This is a genomic window from Jeotgalicoccus nanhaiensis (genome assembly GCF_015235105.1).
GTDB classification, from domain to species: Bacteria; Bacillota; Bacilli; order Staphylococcales; family Salinicoccaceae; genus Jeotgalicoccus; species Jeotgalicoccus nanhaiensis.
On sequence record NZ_JADGLW010000001.1, the window covers coordinates 296,468 to 317,507 of the forward strand.

At 41.8% G+C, this 21,040-nt stretch carries 24 protein-coding genes; 7 read left to right on the forward strand and 17 right to left on the reverse strand.

Translation table 11 applies throughout. The features are described from left to right. Nucleotides 1-38: 38 nt before the first annotated feature. From lepB to IR135_RS01420, 12 genes are all read right to left on the reverse strand, one after another. Entirely contained in the window at nt 39-569 is a 531-nt protein-coding gene (gene lepB / locus IR135_RS01365; protein ID WP_135096008.1) for a signal peptidase I, read from the reverse strand. A 12-nt stretch (nt 570-581) separates the two neighbouring features. Next, complete coding sequence (locus tag IR135_RS01370; protein WP_135096010.1) at nt 582-1,181, reverse strand: TVP38/TMEM64 family protein; 600 nt, start codon at nt 1,179-1,181, stop codon at nt 582-584. Between the two features lie 112 nt (nt 1,182-1,293). After that, on the reverse strand, nt 1,294-2,082 hold the full coding sequence (trpA, locus tag IR135_RS01375; RefSeq protein ID WP_135096012.1) for a tryptophan synthase subunit alpha: 789 nt from the start codon (nt 2,080-2,082) through the stop codon (nt 1,294-1,296). Beyond that, a complete protein-coding gene (gene trpB, locus IR135_RS01380; protein WP_135096014.1) occupies nt 2,075-3,283 on the reverse strand; it encodes a tryptophan synthase subunit beta in 1,209 nt (402 codons plus the stop codon). The genes trpA and trpB overlap by 8 nt, the downstream gene beginning before the upstream one ends. Further along, a complete protein-coding gene (locus IR135_RS01385; protein WP_135096016.1) occupies nt 3,283-3,894 on the reverse strand; it encodes a phosphoribosylanthranilate isomerase in 612 nt (203 codons plus the stop codon). Before IR135_RS01385 ends, trpB begins: the two co-directional genes overlap by 1 nt. Continuing rightward, nucleotides 3,884-4,660 carry an indole-3-glycerol phosphate synthase TrpC gene (trpC, locus tag IR135_RS01390; protein ID WP_135096018.1) on the reverse strand — a complete coding sequence of 259 codons (777 nt, stop codon included), beginning with the start codon at nt 4,658-4,660 and terminating at the stop codon, nt 3,884-3,886. Before trpC ends, IR135_RS01385 begins: the two co-directional genes overlap by 11 nt. Continuing rightward, nucleotides 4,657-5,700, reverse strand: a complete 1,044-nt coding sequence (gene trpD, locus IR135_RS01395; RefSeq protein ID WP_167753332.1) for an anthranilate phosphoribosyltransferase — start codon at nt 5,698-5,700, stop codon at nt 4,657-4,659. Before trpD ends, trpC begins: the two co-directional genes overlap by 4 nt. Nucleotides 5,701-6,407: 707 nt before the next feature. Further along, complete coding sequence (locus IR135_RS01400; protein WP_135096022.1) at nt 6,408-7,652, reverse strand: Glu/Leu/Phe/Val family dehydrogenase; 1,245 nt, start codon at nt 7,650-7,652, stop codon at nt 6,408-6,410. A 57-nt stretch (nt 7,653-7,709) separates the two neighbouring features. Next, nucleotides 7,710-8,909, reverse strand: a complete 1,200-nt coding sequence (locus IR135_RS01405) for an ornithine--oxo-acid transaminase (RefSeq protein WP_135096024.1) — start codon at nt 8,907-8,909, stop codon at nt 7,710-7,712. Nucleotides 8,910-9,183: 274 nt separating this feature from the next. After that, nucleotides 9,184-9,561, reverse strand: a complete 378-nt coding sequence (gene ygs, locus IR135_RS01410; RefSeq protein WP_115885957.1) for a S1 domain-containing post-transcriptional regulator Ygs — start codon at nt 9,559-9,561, stop codon at nt 9,184-9,186. Between the two features lie 197 nt (nt 9,562-9,758). Next, complete coding sequence (locus IR135_RS01415) at nt 9,759-9,965, reverse strand: hypothetical protein (RefSeq protein WP_115885958.1); 207 nt, start codon at nt 9,963-9,965, stop codon at nt 9,759-9,761. Between the two features lie 144 nt (nt 9,966-10,109). Continuing rightward, on the reverse strand, nt 10,110-10,700 hold the full coding sequence (locus IR135_RS01420; protein ID WP_115885959.1) for a peptidylprolyl isomerase: 591 nt from the start codon (nt 10,698-10,700) through the stop codon (nt 10,110-10,112). A gap of 206 nt (nt 10,701-10,906) precedes the next feature. On the opposite strand from IR135_RS01420, the gene IR135_RS01425 reads away from it, so the two are divergent. From IR135_RS01425 to mnhG, 7 genes are read left to right on the forward strand one after another with little or no spacing between them, the layout of a single operon-like run. Continuing rightward, the gene (locus tag IR135_RS01425) at nt 10,907-13,306 is read left to right on the forward strand and encodes a Na+/H+ antiporter subunit A (RefSeq protein ID WP_135096026.1); all 2,400 of its coding nucleotides are present in this window, start codon (nt 10,907-10,909) and stop codon (nt 13,304-13,306) included. Continuing rightward, nucleotides 13,290-13,757: a Na(+)/H(+) antiporter subunit B gene (locus tag IR135_RS01430; RefSeq protein ID WP_135096028.1), complete on the forward strand. Its 468-nt coding sequence runs from the start codon at nt 13,290-13,292 to the stop codon at nt 13,755-13,757. Before IR135_RS01425 ends, IR135_RS01430 begins: the two co-directional genes overlap by 17 nt. After that, nucleotides 13,757-14,098 carry a Na(+)/H(+) antiporter subunit C gene (locus IR135_RS01435; RefSeq protein WP_135096030.1) on the forward strand — a complete coding sequence of 114 codons (342 nt, stop codon included), beginning with the start codon at nt 13,757-13,759 and terminating at the stop codon, nt 14,096-14,098. The genes IR135_RS01430 and IR135_RS01435 overlap by 1 nt, the downstream gene beginning before the upstream one ends. Then, complete coding sequence (locus tag IR135_RS01440; protein ID WP_135096032.1) at nt 14,088-15,581, forward strand: Na+/H+ antiporter subunit D; 1,494 nt, start codon at nt 14,088-14,090, stop codon at nt 15,579-15,581. The genes IR135_RS01435 and IR135_RS01440 overlap by 11 nt, the downstream gene beginning before the upstream one ends. Next, nucleotides 15,582-16,061: a Na+/H+ antiporter subunit E gene (locus tag IR135_RS01445; RefSeq protein WP_135096034.1), complete on the forward strand. Its 480-nt coding sequence runs from the start codon at nt 15,582-15,584 to the stop codon at nt 16,059-16,061. It begins immediately after the preceding gene. Beyond that, nucleotides 16,058-16,357, forward strand: coding sequence for a Na(+)/H(+) antiporter subunit F1 (locus IR135_RS01450; protein WP_135096036.1), 300 nt, complete (start codon nt 16,058-16,060; stop codon nt 16,355-16,357). The genes IR135_RS01445 and IR135_RS01450 overlap by 4 nt, the downstream gene beginning before the upstream one ends. Then, nucleotides 16,335-16,751: a monovalent cation/H(+) antiporter subunit G gene (gene mnhG / locus IR135_RS01455; protein WP_135096038.1), complete on the forward strand. Its 417-nt coding sequence runs from the start codon at nt 16,335-16,337 to the stop codon at nt 16,749-16,751. The genes IR135_RS01450 and mnhG overlap by 23 nt, the downstream gene beginning before the upstream one ends. A 337-nt stretch (nt 16,752-17,088) precedes the next feature. Here the strand turns inward: mnhG and IR135_RS01460 are convergent, their stop codons facing one another. The 5 genes from IR135_RS01460 to IR135_RS01480 form a co-directional block, all read right to left on the reverse strand. After that, complete coding sequence (locus IR135_RS01460) at nt 17,089-17,463, reverse strand: PaaI family thioesterase (RefSeq protein WP_135096040.1); 375 nt, start codon at nt 17,461-17,463, stop codon at nt 17,089-17,091. Beyond that, nucleotides 17,456-18,946 carry a leucyl aminopeptidase family protein gene (locus IR135_RS01465; protein ID WP_135096042.1) on the reverse strand — a complete coding sequence of 497 codons (1,491 nt, stop codon included), beginning with the start codon at nt 18,944-18,946 and terminating at the stop codon, nt 17,456-17,458. The genes IR135_RS01460 and IR135_RS01465 overlap by 8 nt, the downstream gene beginning before the upstream one ends. 12 nt (nt 18,947-18,958) lie before the next feature. Beyond that, entirely contained in the window at nt 18,959-19,276 is a 318-nt protein-coding gene (locus tag IR135_RS01470) for a YuiB family protein (protein WP_135096349.1), read from the reverse strand. Between the two features lie 75 nt (nt 19,277-19,351). Then, complete coding sequence (locus IR135_RS01475; RefSeq protein WP_135096044.1) at nt 19,352-20,563, reverse strand: NAD(P)/FAD-dependent oxidoreductase; 1,212 nt, start codon at nt 20,561-20,563, stop codon at nt 19,352-19,354. A gap of 117 nt (nt 20,564-20,680) precedes the next feature. Then, nucleotides 20,681-21,040, reverse strand: a complete 360-nt coding sequence (locus IR135_RS01480; RefSeq protein WP_135096046.1) for a HesB/IscA family protein — start codon at nt 21,038-21,040, stop codon at nt 20,681-20,683.

A 21,040-nucleotide genomic window follows, 5' to 3' on the forward strand; every position in this document is an offset into this window, starting at 1 on the left:
TTAGATTCTCTAATATCTCCTTTTGATAATATTTATAATTAAAAATCAATAGCAATCTCATTCAGCGGCCAGAATCTCAGCTGTACTTCGCCGATAATTGCATCCTCTATAATTAAACCGAAGTCTCTTGAATCTCTGCTTATCGGACGGTTATCCCCGAGTACAAGATAATGCCCTTCAGGAATGGTATCTCCTTCGACGCCGAGGTCACTGAGAGTGAAGTTATCCATATACGACTCACCCTGATGAACCACGTAATCTTCCTGCAGAGGTTCGCCGTTTAAATAAACTGTTCTGTCAATCATCTCAACAGTGTCGCCGGGTACGCCCATAACACGTTTAACGTAAGCCGAATCTTCCCCGGAGTTGAAGACGATAACATCGTCCTGTTCGATATCTGTTAAATCATATATAAATTTGTTAACGACGACTCTGTCGCCGTCTTCCAGCGTCGGATCCATACTGAGCCCGTCGACTGAAAATGAAACGAAGAGAAATATTCTGATTACAGCAATTACAGCGATTGCGATTATTATAGCAACTGCCCATTCGCGGATTTCTTTTGCCAATTACGACACCTCTTATTTTTTCATTTTTCTTTCCAGGTACTTCTGATACCATTTGGACAGAAGATAAAGTACTGCTAAAAATACCAATGAGAGTATAAGTTTTACCGGTGAGTCAAAAAACGAAGTTATGTCATAACCGACGAGTGTCATCGATAATATCATAATAAATTTCGACGCTAATAATATATATAAGTATACATGTCTTCTGACATTAGATAAAGCTGTGATAACGTTCACGACCGATGACGGTGTAAACGGCAGCGACAGCAGAATAAATAAAAATGTAAATCCCCGCTCATCAATAAATTTAAGCATGCGGTTAAGTTTTTCATGTTTTTCTATATATTTCTGAGCTGGTTTTCTGAACAAGCTGCGGACTGACAGAAACACTAAGTAACTGCCGGCAACACTCGCAGTATAACTGACAAGAAAACCGATAATAACACCGTAGGAGTTAATATTTAAAATAACGATGACTACCAGCGGCAAAAACGGCAGAAAAGACTCGATAAATACGAGCAGAAAACCGATGATAAAACCCAGGTCTTCAAATTTTTGAAATAACGTTTCTATTCCCTGTTCAGTCGTCAAAAGATCAATTAATTCATTCAAGTGTTTTCCCTCATTGTAAAAATACTAAAAGACTATATTCGTAATATAGTCTTTTAGTATAGAATATCAAATTATTTTCACTTATTATAACACGATTAATGACGATTTATCGTTATTTAGCATGACTCGCATGCTTTTTCGGAATCAGATTTTTAATTTTTTCTTCTTCGCAGCGGTGAAACATTTCCACAATTTCTGATCCGACAATCACTCCATCACAATGTTCACCGAGCGCTTTGGCAGCCTCTGCAGAAGTAATGCCGAAACCTGCACAGACAGGCACCCCGGATTTACTTTTAATGCGTTTCAAATTATCAAATACTTCTCCGCTGTAGCCGGCTCTTTTGCCGGTCACTCCGTTAACTGTTACCGCATATATAAAACCTTCAGCTTTGTCTAGAATATGTTCGAGCCTCTCGTCTGACGTCGTTAAGGTCGCGAGACGGATAATTGCAATGTCGGCAGCGTCAAGTTCATTTTTGAGCTCCGGCTCTTCCTCGAGAGGAACATCTGGCACGATTACTCCGCTGACACCGGATGCTTCTGCATCTTTTGTGAACTCCCGGAGGCCATAATGAAATACTGGATTATAATAAGTCATCAGCACATACGGCACCTTGATATCATCTTTAATTTCGCGAAGCTTTTTGAGAATCTGACGGAGGCTGACGTTTTCTTCCAAAGCACGGATGCCCGCCTTTTGAATAACAGGACCGTCTGCTGCCGGATCACTGAAAGGAATGCCGATTTCAATCAGATCCACCCCTGCGTCTACCAGCGTTTTAATCTTGTACGGAAGTGTATCGAGGCCGCCGTCTCCTGCCATAATATATGCAATAAACGCTTTATCATCCGTTTCCTTCAGCTTCGCAAACATTTCTTCTATACGCTTTTTAGTCATTTTTTCCCGCCTCCAGTTCTGCTTTAACCATTTCAACATCCTTATCGCCTCTGCCTGACAGTGATACGACAATAATCTCATCTTCAGGAAGCTCAGGCGCAATTTTCATTACATAGGCAAGCGCATGAGAACTTTCAAGCGCCGGAATGATACCTTCGGTTCTCGATAATTCCTGGAACGCTTTCAGCGCTTCTTTATCAGAAGCGTATTCATAACTCGCACGTTTCGTATCGAACAGGAAACTGTGCTCCGGCCCAATGCCGGGATAATCAAGTCCCGCAGAAATTGAGTGCGTCCCCTGCAGCTGGCCGTTGTCATCCTGCAGCATATGCATTTTTGCACCGTGGGCAATACCTACAGAACCACGGTTGATTGCAGCTGCGACTTTATCGCTGTCAATACCGTTGCCTGCTGCCTCGACGCCGATTAATTCAACATCTTTATCTTCAATAAAATTATAAAACATTCCCATCGCATTGCTGCCGCCGCCGATACAAGCAACGACTTTATCCGGCAGACGCCCTTCTTTGTCTAATATTTGAGCTTTTGCTTCTTTTGAAATAATACTCTGGAAGTCACGCACTATTTGAGGAAAGGGATGCGGACCGAGCACCGAGCCGATAACATAATGCGTATCTTCCATATGCTGCACCCAGTATCTCATCGCTTCGTTCACCGCATCCTTAAGCGTCGCTGTTCCCTGGTCGACTGTAATCACTTCTGCACCGAGCAGTTCCATTCTGAATACATTCAGTTCCTGGCGTGCAGCATCTTTTGCACCCATGAATACTTTACACTCCAGCCCGAGCAGGGCTGCGATTGTTGCGGTTGCAACACCGTGCTGGCCTGCGCCTGTTTCTGCGATGACCTTCGTTTTACCCATATATTTAGTCAGGAGTCCCTGGCCGATTGCATTGTTAATTTTATGTGCACCGGTGTGGTTTAAATCTTCGCGTTTTAAATATATTTTCGCACCGCCAAGTTTTTCGGTCAGCCGTTCTGCATAATAAAGCGGATTCTCCCGGCCGACGTATTCTTTCATCAGGTAATCAAATTCACGCTTAAATTCGGGATCTTCCTGTGCATTTTTATATGCTTCTTTTAATTCTTCTAAAGTAGCAATTAACGATTCTGCCACGTAAGTGCCGCCGAACTCGCCAAACTTGCCGTCTGTGCCGGGATATTTATATGTTTCTATCATTATATTTCACCTCTGATAATTTTTATAAAATCTGCAATTTTTTTTGAATCTTTGACACCGTCTGTTTCAACTCCGCTGGAGACGTCGATTAAAGCAGGTGCTACCGCAGCTGCAGCCTTGCCGACGTTGCCGGGATTTAAACCGCCTGCGAGAGCGAGTCTTGATTTATCAATCTCACTAAGCGGCAGTTCGGACCAGTTAAAGGCAACACCGCTGCCGCCGTAGTACTTTTCTCTAGGGCTGTCGATCAGTATATATTCCGCAGGGAAATCGAAGCGTTCTTTGTATGATAATTTTGAGTTTGAAGGAAAGGCTTTGATAGCACGGCTTTGATACTGTCCGACAAAATCTTTATCCTCATCTCCGTGAAATTGTATATAATCGAGTCCCGCATCGTTTAAAGCCGCCTCAACTTCCGCTTTTGAAGGATTAACGAAAACACCGACCGTTTTAATACCTGTTCCTTCCAGACTGTCTGTAATTTCTTTAACTGTATCAAGACTGATCCGGCGTTTGCTCGGTGCCAGCACCATGCCGATAAAGTCCGGTCTTTCCTTAGCAACAAGTTGGGCTTCTTCGACTGTTTTGATACCGCAGATTTTAACTTTCATATACTTTACCCGCTTTCAGTTCCCTAATTTTTTCTTCGATGCTCGCTGCACGCATTAATGATTCCCCCACCAGCATGCCCGATGCGCCTGCAAGCTTCATGCGCTCTGCATCTTCTCCAGTATGAATGCCGCTTTCGGCGATGAAATGAATATCATTTGTACCGTATTTCCGGAGCAGATTCTCTGTATTGCCAATATCGACAGTAAACGTTTTTAAGTCTCTGTTGTTGATACCGATAATTTCAGGTGAAATTTTGAGTGCACGTTTCAATTCCTCTTCGTCGTGCACTTCAACGATAACGTTTAAATCAAGTGAACTCGCGTAATTGTAAAGTTCAGACAGAGCATCATCATCGAGGATGGTCACGATTAACAGAATAATATCCGCACCGTGGTTATAAGCCCGGCTAATCTGCCTTTTATCGATAATAAAATCCTTGTTCAGCACCGGGACATCGACTGTTTGGGCAATGGTTTCCAAGTCATCAAAGCTTCCTTTAAAAAACCGGTTTTCTGTCAAAACACTGACGGCATCTGCACCGCCTCTGACGTATGATTCCGCCTGTGTGAGAGGGTCCATGACCGCATTGATATCGCCTTGTGAAGGAGAGGCGCGTTTTACTTCACTGATTAGAGCGATGCCGTTATCCCGGTTAAAGCCCGCCGTAAAGTCCCTCGGTTTTTCTCTTGTAATCAAATCGACTTCACCCGGATATCTGAGCAGCTCTTCTTTTTTTACTTTCACAATGTCATCAAGTATCGTCATTTGCCTGCCTCCTCATTGTTTTTAATTACTTCCTGAAGCTTAGCGTATGCTCTGCCGGATTCCACTGCTTCTCTTGCTGCCTGAATACCCTTGCTGACAGATTTTGCTTTGTCAGCCACAAAGAGTCCGATACCTGCGTTTAACAGTACCGTTTCCAGCTGTGCGCGGGTCGCTGTGCCCTGCAGCACTGCCTCCAGAATTTCCTTATTCTCCCGGCCGTCCCCGCCTGCAATATCGCTTTTGTCGCACAGTGTTAAGCCGTAGTCCGTCGGATCAATCACAACTTCTTCTATTTCCCCGCCTCGTAAAAATACGAGGTGATTATCACCGAGCAAAGTCGCTTCATCCATATGCCCCGCACCGTTCAATACAACGGCATTTTCACGTCCGAGACGCTTCAGCACCTGTGTGATCGTAAGCAGTTTTTCACGATCGTATATGCCTAAAAACTGATAATCAAGATTCAGCGGGCTGATGCACGGTCCGATAAAATTAAATACTGTCGGACGTTTCAGTGTCTGTCTGACTCTCATAATTTGTCCCATCTTCGGATGTACATGCGGTGCGCTTAAAAATGTAATATTTGATTCGTTAAGTTCGTGTGCCACTCTTTTAGCATCAAAGTTTAAATTCACACCAAGCGACTGCAGTACATCTGAACTTCCAGTCTTGCTTGTCACACTCTTGTTGCCGTGTTTCGCAATTGTTACACCGCAGCTTGCGAGGACAAAAGCAGAGGTCGTCGATATATTGAAACTCTGCGAGTGGTCTCCGCCCGTGCCGCAGTTATCCATGATTTTATCGTTTACGTTTGGAATATCTTTCGCATAAGACTTCAGCACTTCGGCAATCGCTGTAATTTCATCCACTGTTTCACCTTTATCACTTAGAGCGACGATAAAATCCCGCAGCTCGTCATCTGTTACTCCACCATCTAGAACTTCAGTAAAAAATTCGTACATTTCTTTATATGTTAAATCTTTTCCATTTTCCACTTTCGCTATCGCTGCTTCAGTTACCGTCGTAATATTTAATGTCATAATATATTCCTCCTTAAAATTAAAAATCCTCCATGACATATTGTCATGGAGGACGATGTTAACCGCGGTACCACCTCTGTTGAAGCTTTCGCTTCACTCTAATGTATAACGGCATTACCCGGGCAGAATTTAAAACTGGAACCCAATTCACTGCAGAACACGCTGCCGGTTCCCACCAAATCCGGCTCTCTGTGAAACGTAAAACTGCTGCTACTATATCCATCTGCTGATATTAAATTAACATAAAAAAATTCCCGTACTTAATATAAAAATATTAAGGACGGGAATCCGCGGTGCCACCTGTATTGACCGGTTAAAACCGGTCCGCTCATGAAAAATTATATTTAATTAATTGTTTATAAAGAAGTCCATTCACATATATGAAATACCGGTTCACAGCGCCACCGGCTCTCTTTGAAATCAATATATGGTACTACTCTTCTTTCGAATTGATTTTAATACTAACAAGATAAAAATATAAATGCAAGCGGTAAATTCAATTTGTCTGAAAATTAAGTCTTAATAAATACGCGGAAAGCTTTATATCACAACGTTTACCGGGTGTAACAAATCTTTTAAATTCTTTTGTATTTGGGACTGAGTTAAAACAGGTCTGCAATGAAAACAGCTCATTGGTGAGGTAAGCTTCTATCTCCAATAAAAAAGACAAAACCTATAAAAAGGTTTTGTCTTTAAAATAATTTTTTTTACGCCCATCCGCGGTAGCGTGAAGCTTCTGCGGTGCGTTTAAGACCTACGATAAATGCTGCGAGTCTCATATCGATTTGGCGGTTGTCGTGCAGGTCATAGATTTCGTTAAATGCAGCAACGAGTTTTTCTTCCATTTTCTCGTTTACTTCATCTTCACTCCAGTAATAACCCTGGTTGTTTTGTACCCATTCGAAATAAGATACTGTTACTCCGCCTGCTGATGCAAGTACGTCCGGTACAATCAGAACGTCTCTTTCAGTCAGGATGCGTGTCGCTTCAGTAGTAGTCGGTCCGTTAGCTGCTTCACACAGAATCTGCGCTTTAATATTCGGAGCATTTTCCTCAGTAATCTGATTTTCAATTGCTGCCGGAATAATAACGTCGCAGTCTAATGAGAATAATTCATCGTTTGATAACACATTGTCAAACAGATTTGTCACCATGCCAAAACTGTCGCGGCGTTCTAATAGATAGTCAATATCCAGACCTTCAGGATCGTGAAGTGCACCGTTAGCATCTGAAATACCTACGATTTTCGCACCTTTGTCAAAGAGGAATTTAGACAGGAAACTTCCTGCGTTACCGAATCCCTGAATGACAATGCGAATATCTTCTATCTTCATATCGCGTTTCTTAAGTGCTTCTTCAAGACAGATTACAACACCGAGTGCTGTCGCTCTGTCGCGGCCTTCCGAACCGCCGAGCACCAATGGTTTACCGGTAATAAAACCAGGTGAGTTGAACTGGTCAATTGCGCTGTATTCATCCATCATCCACGCCATAATCTGCGAGTTTGTGAATACGTCAGGTGCAGGAATATCTTTAGTCGGTCCAACGATTTGAGATATCGCACGAACGTAGCCGCGTGATAATCTTTCAACTTCATCCATGCTCATTTCTCGCGGGTCACAGATAATCCCGCCTTTACCTCCGCCGTAAGGCAGATTAACAATACCTGCTTTTAGTGTCATCCACATAGATAACGCTACAACTTCATCTTCTGAAACGCTCGGGTGGAAACGCACTCCGCCCTTGGTAGGACCCACTGCATCGTTATGCTGTGCACGGAAGCCTGTAAATACTTTAACTGACCCGTCATCCATTTTTACTGGAATACGCACTTTTAATGAACGCAATGGCTCTTTAATCAACTGATACATATCATCATTATAACCAAGCTTATCCAGCGCCTCTTTGATGATTCGCTGGGTAGATTCAACTAAACTAATTTCTTCTGACATTTTATCCGCCTCTTTTTGTAACTGTTTTCAATTAATATTGTATCATAAAGAAATTTTTTAGAAAGTATCTTTGTTAAAAACTTTTTTAACTCTATCAAGGGCCCAGTCGAGCTCATCTTTAGTTACGATAAGCGGCGGTGCAAACCTTACTACGGTGCCGTGAGTTTCTTTGCAGAGGACGCCTTCATCTTTCAGCTGCTCGCAGAATCCGCGCGCACCTTTATTCAGTTCGAGGCCGATAAACAGCCCTTTGCCGCGTATATCTACAATAGCTTCGTGTTCTATTTTTTTCAATTCATTAAGCAGATACTCTCCAAGCTCCAGGGAACGTTCTGAAAGTTTTTCATCTATAATAACGTCGAGCGCTGCTTCCGATACTCGAGCTGCCATCGGATTGCCGCCAAAAGTTGATCCGTGTGATCCTTCATTCAGCACTCCGAGCACTTCGTCGTCACCAAGCACAACAGACACGGGGAATACTCCGCCGCCAAGTGCTTTTCCTAAAATATACATATCCGGAACAACTTCATCCCAGTCTGTCGCAAACATTTTTCCAGCCCTGCCGAGCCCTGCCTGAATTTCATCAGAGATAAACAGCACATTATTGCGGTCACAAATTTCCCTGACTTCTTTCAGGTAGCCTGACGGCGGAATATTGACACCCGCTTCCCCCTGAATCGGTTCTAAAATCACAGCTGCTGTATTATCATTAATCGCATCTTCTAGCGCTTCCGCATCACCGTAATTAACAATTTGGAATCCGTCCCCAAGCGGCCCAAACCCTCTCCGGTATTCCGGCTCTGATGACATCGACATAGGAATCATCGTTCTGCCGTGGAAGTTATTTTTCATCGCTATAACCTCAGCCTGATTATCAGGTACTCCTTTAACTTCATATGCCCAGCGTCTGGCAGCTTTAATTGCCGACTCGACAGCTTCAGCCCCTGTATTCATCGGCAGAACCCGGGCTTTCCCAGATATTTCACTGAGCTTTTCGAACCAGTCTCCAAGGCAGTCGACATGGAATGATCTCGACGTCAGTGTTACTTTATCTGCCTGATCTTTCAGCGCCTGGATAATTTTCGGATGACGGTGTCCCTGGTTAACGGCAGAATATGCACTCAGCATATCCATATACTTATTGCCTTCCGGATCTTTCACCCACACACCTTCCGCTTCTGAAATTACAATCGGCAGCGGTTTGTATATATTCGTATCATACCGTTCTGTCTGTTTGATGATTTCTTCACTTTTCATTTCATTCTCCCCCTTTTTATGTTTAAAAAACTATTTAAATATACATTATTAAATATGTATTCATATCCATCATGCCCGTAATCAACTTTATTTTCAAGAATTTTATTAGAGTGCTTTACAATGGGGTTTATCATATTTGAAAACGTATACAAATAAGCGGTGATTTATACTTTTCAGACTACATTTTCATTGGAATCTATGAATTTAATATGAATATAAATTCATCCAAGAAAAAACAAAAAACCTGTGAAATTCACAGGTTCTGCTACTGGTATTAATCTTTCATACGTTCTTTTGCCTCTTCTATCCAGACAGGCATTCTTTCTGCCAGAGTCTGGAAACCGTATTTTTCGGTATCTTTGATCTTCTCTAATACAGAACGCTTATCTCTTTTCTTCTCTTCGTTCTTGAAGTATTCATTTTCTTTCAATGATAAGCTGATTTTACCGTTTTCATCAATGCTGACAATTTTAGCCTTTACTATTTGGCCTTTGGATAAATATTGATTCACATCGTGAACGTAATCGTTCATCACTTCGGAAATATGGATCAGACCATCACGATTATCAGGAGTTTTGACAAAAGCACCGTACGACTGAATACCAGTAATTTTAACCTTGACGAACTGGCCGATCCGGTATTTTTTTGCCATGTTATCCCTACTTATTTACTTCTTTGTTAAATCCAACACCATTTTAACATAAATGAATGAAGTAGCCAAAAAAATCACACAGCAAAACACACATACCATGCTGGCATATGTGCGCGTATTTTTCATATAAGTTATGTAATCTGCAGGGCTCTAAGGTCGCACACAGAAATAATAAATCGTTTATATTAATTGAATCACTATTTCCGTGTGGAGTCATCCTTATGCTCATGTTCGAGTCTTTCGAGAACTTTTTCTTCGAAATCTCTCATCTTCTCTTCTTCGTTGCGCGAATATTTTTTAATAAGTTTATACACGATAAACGCAAGTAATATAAAAAGAAGTAACATGATAAGCGCTGGAATATATTCCGTTTTATCTTCCGGGAAATAAAGGAATGGCATCATCTTTAAATCACTCACCTTTACACAGATAAGTATATCAGAGTGTTTTCTGATTTAAATAATATAATAATGACTAATTTGTGATACTTTTTAAGAAAAAAGTGCACAGCCTTCATTATTTCCAGACTGTGCACTTTCATTTATATATTATTCTGTTACTTCAATTGTTTCGATAATTACATCTTCAACAGGCTTATCCTGTCTTCCCGTCTTAACATCAGCAATCTTTTCAATAATATCCATGCCCTCGATAACCTGGCCGAATACAGTATGTCTCTGATCGAGCCAAGGCGTGCCGCCGTGTTTTTTATAGCTTTCAATAATTTCAGCTGGGTAGCCCGCGCCTTCAAGCTGCGATACCATATCTGATGGTACATCTTTCAGCTGAACGATAAAGAACTGTGAACCGTTAGTATTCGGTCCTGCGTTTGCCATAGACAAAGCACCGTAGAGGTTGAATGCATCTGTTGAAAATTCATCTTCAAAAGCCTGGCCCCAGATACTTTCTCCGCCCATGCCTGTGCCTGTCGGATCTCCGCCCTGAATCATGAAATCTTTAATGACTCTGTGGAAAATTAAACCATCATAATATTTATTTTTCGCATGTGTAACAAAGTTTTCTACAGTTTTAGGTGCGACATTATTTAAAAGTTTAACTGTTACGTCACCCATATTAGTCTTGATTACCGCTTTTGTTTCGCCTTCTAAAAGCTCAGTTGTTAATTGTGAATATGCCATAAATTTGGCCTCCTGAAAAATTTTATTAATTTCATATAAGCACCAGTAATATTGAAATTAAAACTTAAACATTTTAATTCTCATACCACTTGCTACCATATATACAGTATACGAGAATAGTCGAAAATTTCAAACCCTAAGCGTTTATTTACAATTAATATTAATGTATAATGGTTAAATATAATAACGTTAGAGGAGGATACACTTTGACATTGATACATTTAGCAATATTTTTACCTGTTATTGCTGCGGTCGCTATCGCAATAATATACAGGTATGTTAAAGATGTACATCTCGGTTGGTTTGTTTTGCCTATTCCGACTGTGATAGTCGCATACTTATTTAGCTTAATACCCTCTATTGCCAATAATCAAGTTTTCCATCATACATTAAATTTAATGCCCCGTATCGGGTTGAATTTTGACGTTTACATAGATGGTCTCGGCTTACTATTTGCAATACTGATTTCTGGTATTGGCGCACTGGTAGTTTTATATTCTATCAGTTACCTATCCAAAGAAGAAGAACTTGGCAATTTTTATGTCTATCTGCTTATTTTTATGACTGCTATGCTCGGCGTAGTTTTAAGCGATAATATTCTAATGCTGTATTTCTTCTGGGAACTGACATCAATTTCCAGTTTCCTCTTAATCGCTTTCTGGTTTACTAAAGAGAAATCGATATACGGTGCACAAAAATCAATGCTGATTACTTTCTTCGGCGGATTTATGATGCTCGGCGGATTTATCATTTTGTATATTATTACAGACACCTTCAGCATCAGAGAAATAATCGCCAATGTTGATTTAATTATGGCAAGTCCGCTCACTCCAATCGCGGTAGTCTTAGTGCTGCTCGGAGCATTTACGAAGTCTGCACAGTTTCCCTTTTACATCTGGCTGCCGGATGCTATGGAAGCTCCTACACCGGTCAGCGCGTATCTGCACTCCGCTACAATGGTTAAAGCAGGACTTTACCTCGTTGCCAGGTTCACACCAGTTTTCGCTTTCAGCGAATTATGGGTATGGCTGATTCTGGTTGTCGGTCTGGTTACACTGCTCTGGGCTTCATTTAACGCGGTGAAGCAGGATGATTTAAAAGGTATACTTGCATTCTCTACCGTATCGCAGCTCGGTATGATTATGAGTCTTCTCGGTGTCGGCGCTCTAGCAGTTGCTACAGGCGCGGATGAACAGATTTTCACAGTTGCAGTAGTTGCGGCAGTGTTTCATATTATTAACCACGCAACATTTAAAGGCGCCCTGTTCATGGTGGCAGGTATTCTTGACCACGAAACAGGAACGCGCAGCATGCGTAAACTCGGCGGTCTCATGACGCTCATGCCGATTACATTTACTATGACACTTATTACAGCCTTATCGATGGCAGGTATTCCTCCATTTAACGGTTTCCTGTCGAAAGAGTTATTTTTAGAAGCAATGTTTGAAATTAGCAATGCAAATTTCAGTGCTTTAGCTGACTGGAGTGTCCTGTTCCCGATTCTTGCAATCGCCGGCAGTATATTTACATTCATCTATTCAATTAAATTAATTCATGGCATCTTCTTTGGTGAACGTACTCACGAGACACCAAAAGAACCGCATGAAGCACCGAAACTGTTGCTTGCATCACCGATAATTTTATCAGCACTCGTTGTTATTTTCGGTCTGTTCCCAAATATTCTGTCAGGTACCATTATCGATCCTGCAGCAATGAGTATATTGGGTACAGAAACGGCTTTAAATACTGAAATTTCACACTGGCATGGCTGGAATAATCCTGCCCTCTGGGCCACAGTTGCTATAGTCGTTATCGGTACAGCACTTTATATATTCAGAAACAGCTGGATGTTTATCTACGAGTACCATAAAGAACAATTTACACTGAATCATTTATACGACCAAGGTCTCATCTACAGCCAGCTTGGTTCTGCTAAAGCAGAAGAAAACGTAATGACTGGCTTCCTGAGAGATTACATGGTTTATATTTTCGGATTCTTTGTTATTTTCGGCATAGTTACAACTTTCTACACAGGACTGCCGATTACATTCGGTGATTTCGCCGATGTCGGTATTCAGGATATGGCTCTTGTACTGATTATCCTCGTCTCGCTTGCAATAATAATGATGACCCGCTCACGCATGGTTTCCATAATTATGCTCGGAGCTATTGGATTTTCAGTAGCCTTGTTTTTTGCATTCTTCAGGGCACCGGACCTTGCTTTGACTCAGCTTGCTATAGAAACAGTAACAACTACTTTATTCCTTGTATGTTTCTATCATCTGCCGAAGAAATCAAAACACGAAGAAAGTATCAAATTTAAATTTACGAACTTCATAGTATCTGTCGGTGTCGGCGCAATCGTTATACTTTTCGGACTCGCGGCATATTCAAACAGGCTGTTCGATTCCATCAGTCAGTATCATATCGATCATGTCTACGATCTCGCAGCCGGGGGAAATATGGTTAACGTTATACTCGTTGACTTCCGTGGCTATGATACGCTGTTTGAAACACTTGTATTCGGTATCGCAGGTATCGGTATTTACGCACTGATGAAAGCTAAAGTATCAAGAAAGGATGATGAAAATGAAGAGCACGCTTAAAAGAGCCGGTTACAGTAAAGTACAGCGCCAGATGAATGATGTGTTTATCCAGTTCACTTCTAAAGTGATTTTTCTCATCATCCTGCTGTTCTCGGTAAACTTATTTTTGGCAGGGCACTACACACCAGGCGGCGGGTTTGTCGGCGGTCTGCTTGCTGCCTCCGCCATTATACTTCTGCTTATGGCTTATGATTATGAAACAGTTAAGAAAATGATTCCGGTGAACTTTCATTTAATGATAAGTCTCGGACTGGCACTGGCAATTGTAGTGCCGACCTTGCTGTTTTTCTTCGGTGTACCCTTCTTCACCCACCAGCACACCTATGTTACTATGCCGGTATTTGGTGAAGTTGCCCTGCACACAGCCGTAATTTTTGATGTTGGTGTCTTCCTTACTGTTGCGGGCACATCGCTCCTGATTGTCACATTGGTTGGGGGGACAGAGAAATAATGGAACTCGTCACTATTATTTTATCGGGCATCTTAATCGCCAGTGCGACTTATTTAATTCTCTCAAAGAGTGTTCTCAGAATTATCATCGGTGTATCTATTTTGTCACATGGTGTACATTTGATGATTCTGACAATGGGACAGCTAAAACGCGGCAACGTACCGGTTCTGGATGATACCGTAAGTTCTTATTCAGACCCTCTGCCCCAGGCCTTGATTCTGACAGCGATTGTTATTTCATTCGCGTTGACTGCTTACAGCCTTGTACTGCTGCTCAGAAATTATAAAGAACTCGGCACAGATAACACTGAAGATATGAAAGGAGTTCCACATGACGACTAACATATTACCCATGCTCCCTATCATTCTTCCGTTTATAGCCGGCGTCATCATGCTGTTTATCGGAAAGCGTCCGATACCTCACCGTATGGTGTCGGCTGTCACCGGACTCATGATGGTTGGTATTGCAGCATTTAATATCTATTATGTATACAAGAACGGAGCGATGGTAACATTCATCAGTAACTGGTCGGCACCATTCGGCATCAGTGTCGTTTATGATATGGTTGCCGCGCTGCTCGTCTTTACAACATCGCTCGTAATGTTTTTCGTTGTTATCTACTCATTCCAGTCCATCGGATATGAGAGAGAAAGATATTACTATTATCCTATGGTCATGTTTATGATTACCGGGATAAACGGTGCTTTTACAACAGGAGACATTTTTAATATGTTCGTATTTTTCGAAGTATTCCTTCTTGCCTCCTATGTTTTAATTACTCTCGGAAGCCGGAAAATCCAGCTTCAGGAAGGTTTTAAATATCTCGTTGTAAACATCGTGTCATCAAACTTCTTTCTTGTAGGACTTGCCTACCTGTATTCAGTTACAGGTTCGTTAAATATGGCTGATATTCATATTAAACTATCCAATTACGATGGCAGCCTCGCTATTATGACACTTGTTGCAGTTGTCTTTATATTCGTTTTTGCTACAAAAGCCGGACTGTTCCCGCTTTATTTCTGGATGCCGGGTTCTTACAGTGCTCCGCCGATGCCGGTCATTGCACTGTTTGGCGCTCTGCTGACTAAAGTAGGAGTTTACGCGATTGCAAGAACATTTTCACTGTTCTTTACCAGCGATACAGCTTATACCCATCAGGTGCTGCTGCTGCTTGCGCTCCTCACTATTGTCGCCGGCTGTATAGGAGCACTAGCATATACTGATATGAAAAAAGTTATTATTTATAACATTATGATTGCAATCGGAGTCATTATCGTCGGTTTCTCAATGATGGATTACGCCGGAACTATCGGCGGCATGTATTATTTAATCCACGATATGATCATTAAAGCAGCGCTGTTCCTGCTCATCGGTTTTATAATTTACCGTACAGGGAAGAACGATGCTGCAGATCTCGGCGGACTTATAAAACAGCATCCTGTCGTCGGCTGGACATTCTTTATCGCCGGCCTGTCCCTGGCAGGGGTACCGCCGTTTCCTGGATTCTTCGGTAAACTGTATATCGTAGAATCTGCTTTTAACAACGGCCATACTTTCTCAGCAATAATCGTGCTGCTGTCGAGTTTGATTGTTTTATACAGTATTATGAAAGTATTCATTAAAGTATTCTGGGGAGAACCGTCAGAGCCGATTGAACTGAAAGATATTAAATCGGATAAATTGCTGTTCTCAGCTATTGGTCTCGTTATCGTTTCAACTGTCTTTGGGCTTTCAGCTGACTTTTTATTCCCGGCCTTTGAAATGGCGGCTGAAGCATTCTACAATCCGTCATCGTATTCTAACTATTTGATGGGGGTGGAATAATTGTCATTTCAACTCTTAATTAATATTGTTCTGGCATTTTTATGGGTGTTTATGAATGCCGAGTTCACTATAGGAACATTTGTTACTGGTTATATTATCGGTCTGGTTGCTGTTTACATTCTCCGCAACTTCCTGCCGGGTCGTTTTTACTTAAAACGACTGTACTGGATGATTCGTCTCTTCTTTATTTTTATTATCGAATTGATAAAAGCAAATCTTGAAGTGGTACGTATTGTAGTGTCTCCTAAAATTGATATTCATCCGGGGTTCTATGCTTACCCGAATGACTTGGAAGAAGAATGGGAAGTTGCACTGCTGTCAACCTTAATTACACTGACACCTGGTACAGTAGTTGTAGCGATTTCAGAAGATTACTCAATTATTTACATTCACGGTCTGGATATGGAAGATGCAGATGCGGAAATTGAAAACATTAAAACTTCTTTTGAAAATGTTATCAAAGAGGTGGCTAAACCATGACAAACTTTATCAATATAGTCGTAATCATTAGTATTATTATCTTCGCATTTGCAATGCTCGGCATGATATACAGAGTTATAAAGGGGCCGACCCTGCATGACAGAGTAATTACACTCGATGCATTTGGTGTCACGCTGATGGGAATGATCGGTCTCGTATCTATGGCGCTTGATACATCATACCTGCTGGTAGTTATTATGCTCATCGGTATGATTGGATTTATCGCAACAATCGGCTTCGCCAAATTCCTCGAGAAAGGTGTGATTATTGAAAATGACAGAGATAATAATAGTTAGTCTTATCGCACTTTTCTTACTCGCCGGCGCCTTCTTCACACTTGTTGCTGCAATTGGTGTTATCCGTCTGCCGGATACATACACTAGACTGCATGCAGCATCGAAGAGCTCGACACTTGGAGTCGGTATGACTTTAATCGGAGTATTTATATACTTTGCATACTATCAAGCAGAAGTTGATACACAACTGCTGCTGGCAGTTCTTTTCATTTTCATTTCAGCACCTGTCGGTGCACACCTTATCGCGAGAAGTGCCTTCCACTCCGATGTTGAACCGTATCAGCTGACAATTCTTAATGAATTGAAACGTGATGAAACGGGATCTGAAGTAGAAACGGAAGAAACAGCAAGATTAAAAATCGAACGCAGTAAAAACAAAGAATTAGACGACTAATATATTTATGACCGGGACGGAAATTTTACTGCCCCGGTCTTTTTTTGTTTTATTTATACTGTGCGGCGTGTTAACGCCGGATACATCTGAGATCCGATCATGCCAACCCGGACGCCGCCGGATACTCATGAAACCCGATCATGCCAACCCCAGCGCCGGCGGGTACATATGAGACCAGATCATGCCAACCCCAGCGCCGGCGGACACATATGAGATCCAATCATGCCAACCCCAGCGCCGCTGGATACACATGAAACCCCATCATGCCAACCCCGCACACTAAATGCCACACAAAAAAAGGAACCCGAAACCGGATCCCTCTTCATCTCTATTTATTCTATCTCTTTTTTCTTATCGCGACAGTGCATCTGCTGAGTGCGATCAGTTCATCCTGTTCATCCGTCACTTCAATTTCCCATACCTGTGATGTTGAACCGCCGTGCTTAAGCAGCGCTGTAGCTGTCAGTATACCTTCACGCTTTGCTTTCAAATGGTTTGCATTGATCTCCATGCCAAAAGCAATTTCATCTTCGGCAATCATTTTAAAGGCGCCTAAGCTTGCGGCTGTCTCCGCCAGAACAACATTCACTCCGCCGTGCACGTAGCCGAATGGCTGCAGTACTTTTTCTGTAATCGGCATTTCGACTGCGCATTTTCCTATTTCATCGACCGTCAAAGATATACCGAGTGTTTTAAGGAGCCCCTTATTCATACAGTGTACCTGATTCTATTAAATCGATAATAGTACGGATCATTACTCCCGTAGAGCCTTTTTTAGCAAACGGAGTGGCAGCTGATGTATTGCTCGTTCCTGCAATATCAAAATGAACCCATGGTGTATCTTCTGTAAACTGATTAATAAATGCAGCCGCAAAAGATGCGCCGCCCGGTTTAAAGTCCGCATTTATTAAGTCGGCAATATCCGATTTTTTAACTCTGTCATCTTCAAGTTCCGATATCGGCAGATGCCAGATATCTTCTCCTGTCACTTTGCTGCTGATTAAAAGGTTGTTGATAAACTTCCTGCCCTGATTTGTAAATACGCCGGTGCGGTCTTCGCCAATTGCTTGTATAACCGCGCCTGTCAGCGTCGCAAAGTCCATCATAACTTTCGGCTCATAAGTCGTGGAAGCATAATATACTGCATCTGCCAGCACAAGTCTGCCTTCGGCATCTGTATTTGATACTTCAACAGTTTTACCTGACAGTGACTGATATACATCATCGGGACGCATGCCATTGCCGTCCACCATATTTTCAGCAAGCGCCAGCACTGCAACAACATGAACAGGCAATTCCAGTTTCGACACTGCATCCATCATACCTGCGACGTTCGCTGCTCCGCTCATATCGTATTTCATAGACCGCATGCCTGTGCGTGTTTTAAGAGAATAACCGCCGGAATCATACGTAATCCCTTTGCCTATTAATGCAATCGGTGCATCATCGGCTGCATCGGGATGTTTATATTCTATTGTCACGAGGCGGGGTTTTCTGACTGATGCTTTACCAACTGCAGCCAAAAGTCCGAATCCTTCCTGCACCAGCGTATCAAAATCTTTTACTTCACCTTTGATGTACGGACGGTCTTTGAAGTTGATTGCGAGCTGATCGGCAAAACTTTCCGGATACAAATGATTCGGCGGCATTGTTGCGTAATCTCTTGCAAGAGCTATACTGCTGCCGAGTGCTGCTCCGTGGTTAAAGCATTCTTTTACATCTGATTTGGTAACCAGTGTAATATCCAATTCATCGTAAAACTGTTTGCCGCCAGATGTGTCGTAACCTGTCAGCCCGTGATTGCTCACAGCGGACATCATTCCCACTGCATCTGCCGTTTCTTCTGCTTCAAATGCAAAAGTATCTAAAATAAACTGACCTTTATTTTCTTTCTCGAGAGCCATATACTGGAATAACTTACCGACAGCCTTTTGTATTTTCAAGGCAGTTAATTCCCCGCTGTCACCTAATCCTACAGCAATTACTTTACGGTAGCGGCGCTGGATTGTAACACCTGTCGTCGTAACTTTACCGTATTCTTGGGACAATACACCGGCTGCGATAATTTCTTCTGTTAAACCATTTAATAATGTATCCAGTTCATCAAAATTCTTTAAATCTTTTATATTCTCAGGTAAACCGATAACAAGTACCGAATCATCTGCAATGTATTTTTCTTCAAATTTGATATTCAAAATTCGTTCCCCCTAAAACATTTGATAACCTGCTTTTCTTAAGTAGCGTATTGTCATACCCGCTAAAATAATTCCGATAAATCCGCTGCCTAAAATAACAATATCATAAATTGAAATTCCAACGATGTTCTCCCATAAAATACCGAATGATTCACCGGGACTTGCTATGTAATCAAATAATGAAACCCTTCCGATAATCCATAAGACAATCACCGGATAAACGAACGCCATAATCCATGTCATTTTTAAAATCATGTTCAAAATAAAACTGATTCCATAAAATAAAACAAAATACAGCAGCACAGAAATAAACAGCTGAACGATATTCATTGCCATAATTGTTTCCTCCAAAAAAATAAAAGCATGGGCATTATATATACCCATGCATAATGCTGAATTTTAAAATTACAGGAATTTACCTTTTGTTACACCTAATACTGCGCCGCCGATTTTCAGAACTGCACGCGTATCGATGACTTTCTTCATAAATGCTGCTGGCTTACCTTTAATTTCACGGCCGAGAACTACACCGATTCCATCTTTTGTGCCAAGTGAACATACAGTTCCCTTGTCGTCATAGGCAAACGGCTCCATTTTCTCGCCATTTAGCTTAAGCTTGATGTTTTTAGCAGTGTGTTCCCCTAACTGCATTGCAATTTGAGCAGTTGTCGGATATGGACGTGCGTTTTCTCCTGTTCCGTTCATCACAGCTGCCACGTCACCGATAGCAAAGATGTTCGGATAGCCATCAACCGTTAAATCATCTTTAACGACAATGCGTCCGCGTTTAACGCCTTCAAATGATTCTTCCATCAGACGTGAACCGCGTACACCCGCTGTCCATACTACGCTTGAAGCCTCAAGCTGTTTTTCTTCATCGTTCACTTTAACAACAAATCCGTTTTCATTAGCAGCAACAATAGCTGTTCCAAGCATGAATTCTACACCGCGTGATTCAAGGAAGTTAACTGCATGTTGAGTTAACTCTTCAGAGAACATAGGCAGCATTGTCGGCATTGCTTCTACACAAGTGATTTTAACTTGATTATAGTCGATACCGTGCACTTTGCAGAGCTCAGGAAGTGTTTCAACAAGTTCACCGAGGAATTCCACCCCTGTAAAACCTGCTCCGCCGACAAGAATTGATAAATCTTTTGGATCTTTAGAGGTTTTGTAATTGATAAAGTTCTGTTCGATTTCTTCACGTGTTCTTACGGCAGTTTCCGGGCTGACGATTGTCGTTGCAAATTCGTCCATCCCTTTAATGCCGAATGACTCACTTTCAAAACCTAATGCCACTACAAGCGTATCGAAGCTGAATTCGCCCTGAGTTGTTTCAACAACTTGTGCGTCGCGGTCAATTTTAGTTACTTCAGCCGGGATAAAACGGACTCTCATGTTATCCACAACTTTGGCAATCGGATAGACGCCTTCTTCCCAGTTCATTGAACCTGCTGCTGTTTCATGCAGCCATGTAGCTTCATAATGGTATTCATTTTTGTTGATTAAAGTAATGTCCGCTTCCTGTACTCCGATAATTTTCTGCAGTTTACTAACTGCGGATAAGCCTGCATAACCGGCACCAAGTACCAGGACCTTTTTTCTTTCATAGCTCATAATTTATTTCCCTTCCCGCGAATGTAATTTATATATAATTATAGACTGTTATTTCAGTTTCTATACCAAGTATTATATTAGCACTATATGGTAATATTTCAAGCGTTTTCACTAATTTTAACAGTCTCCCGGCGCACCCGCATTTTCCTTGGTTCTAAATGATGAACCGCAGCCGCAGGACAGACTTGCATTCGGATTTTCAATCGTAAAACCGCCGCCGATTAACGACTGTTTAAAATCAATTACAGTACCGTCAACGACAGGGAGGTCGAACTTATCAACGAGCATTTTAACACCGTGGAATTCAAAAACTTCATCCCGTTCCGCTGCTTCATGCTCGGCTGCCATACCGTATGTTAATCCTGTACAGCCTCCGCCCTGAACTTTAAAACGCAGGAAGCCTTCTGCCATGTCATTCGCTTCCAGCATATCTTTTACTTCGTACGCTGCACTTTCTGTCAGTGTTACTGATGACAT

Bases quoted from the DNA above. Each gene is read 5' to 3' on its own strand.
- trpD (WP_167753332.1), bottom strand. From the start codon at position 5,700: ATGACATTAAATATTACGACGGTAACTGAAGCAGCGATAGCGAAAGTG.
- IR135_RS01450 (WP_135096036.1), top strand. From the start codon at position 16,058: ATGACAAACTTTATCAATATAGTCGTAATCATTAGTATTATTATCTTC.
- trpA (WP_135096012.1), bottom strand. From the start codon at position 2,082: ATGACTAAAAAGCGTATAGAAGAAATGTTTGCGAAGCTGAAGGAAACG.
- trpC (WP_135096018.1), bottom strand. From the start codon at position 4,660: ATGACGATACTTGATGACATTGTGAAAGTAAAAAAAGAAGAGCTGCTC.
- IR135_RS01420 (WP_115885959.1), bottom strand. From the start codon at position 10,700: ATGGCATATTCACAATTAACAACTGAGCTTTTAGAAGGCGAAACAAAA.
- IR135_RS01435 (WP_135096030.1), top strand. From the start codon at position 13,757: ATGGAACTCGTCACTATTATTTTATCGGGCATCTTAATCGCCAGTGCG.
- IR135_RS01385 (WP_135096016.1), bottom strand. From the start codon at position 3,894: ATGAAAGTTAAAATCTGCGGTATCAAAACAGTCGAAGAAGCCCAACTT.
- mnhG (WP_135096038.1), top strand. From the start codon at position 16,335: ATGACAGAGATAATAATAGTTAGTCTTATCGCACTTTTCTTACTCGCC.
- IR135_RS01460 (WP_135096040.1), bottom strand. From the start codon at position 17,463: ATGAATAAGGGGCTCCTTAAAACACTCGGTATATCTTTGACGGTCGAT.
- IR135_RS01440 (WP_135096032.1), top strand. From the start codon at position 14,088: ATGACGACTAACATATTACCCATGCTCCCTATCATTCTTCCGTTTATA.
- trpB (WP_135096014.1), bottom strand. From the start codon at position 3,283: ATGATAGAAACATATAAATATCCCGGCACAGACGGCAAGTTTGGCGAG.
- ygs (WP_115885957.1), bottom strand. From the start codon at position 9,561: ATGGCAAAAAAATACCGGATCGGCCAGTTCGTCAAGGTTAAAATTACT.
- IR135_RS01405 (WP_135096024.1), bottom strand. From the start codon at position 8,909: ATGAAAAGTGAAGAAATCATCAAACAGACAGAACGGTATGATACGAAT.
- IR135_RS01430 (WP_135096028.1), top strand. From the start codon at position 13,290: ATGAAGAGCACGCTTAAAAGAGCCGGTTACAGTAAAGTACAGCGCCAG.
- IR135_RS01400 (WP_135096022.1), bottom strand. From the start codon at position 7,652: ATGTCAGAAGAAATTAGTTTAGTTGAATCTACCCAGCGAATCATCAAA.
- IR135_RS01470 (WP_135096349.1), bottom strand. From the start codon at position 19,276: ATGAATATCGTTCAGCTGTTTATTTCTGTGCTGCTGTATTTTGTTTTA.
- IR135_RS01475 (WP_135096044.1), bottom strand. From the start codon at position 20,563: ATGAGCTATGAAAGAAAAAAGGTCCTGGTACTTGGTGCCGGTTATGCA.
- IR135_RS01480 (WP_135096046.1), bottom strand. From the start codon at position 21,040: ATGTCATCAGTAACACTGACAGAAAGTGCAGCGTACGAAGTAAAAGAT.
- IR135_RS01415 (WP_115885958.1), bottom strand. From the start codon at position 9,965: ATGATGCCATTCCTTTATTTCCCGGAAGATAAAACGGAATATATTCCA.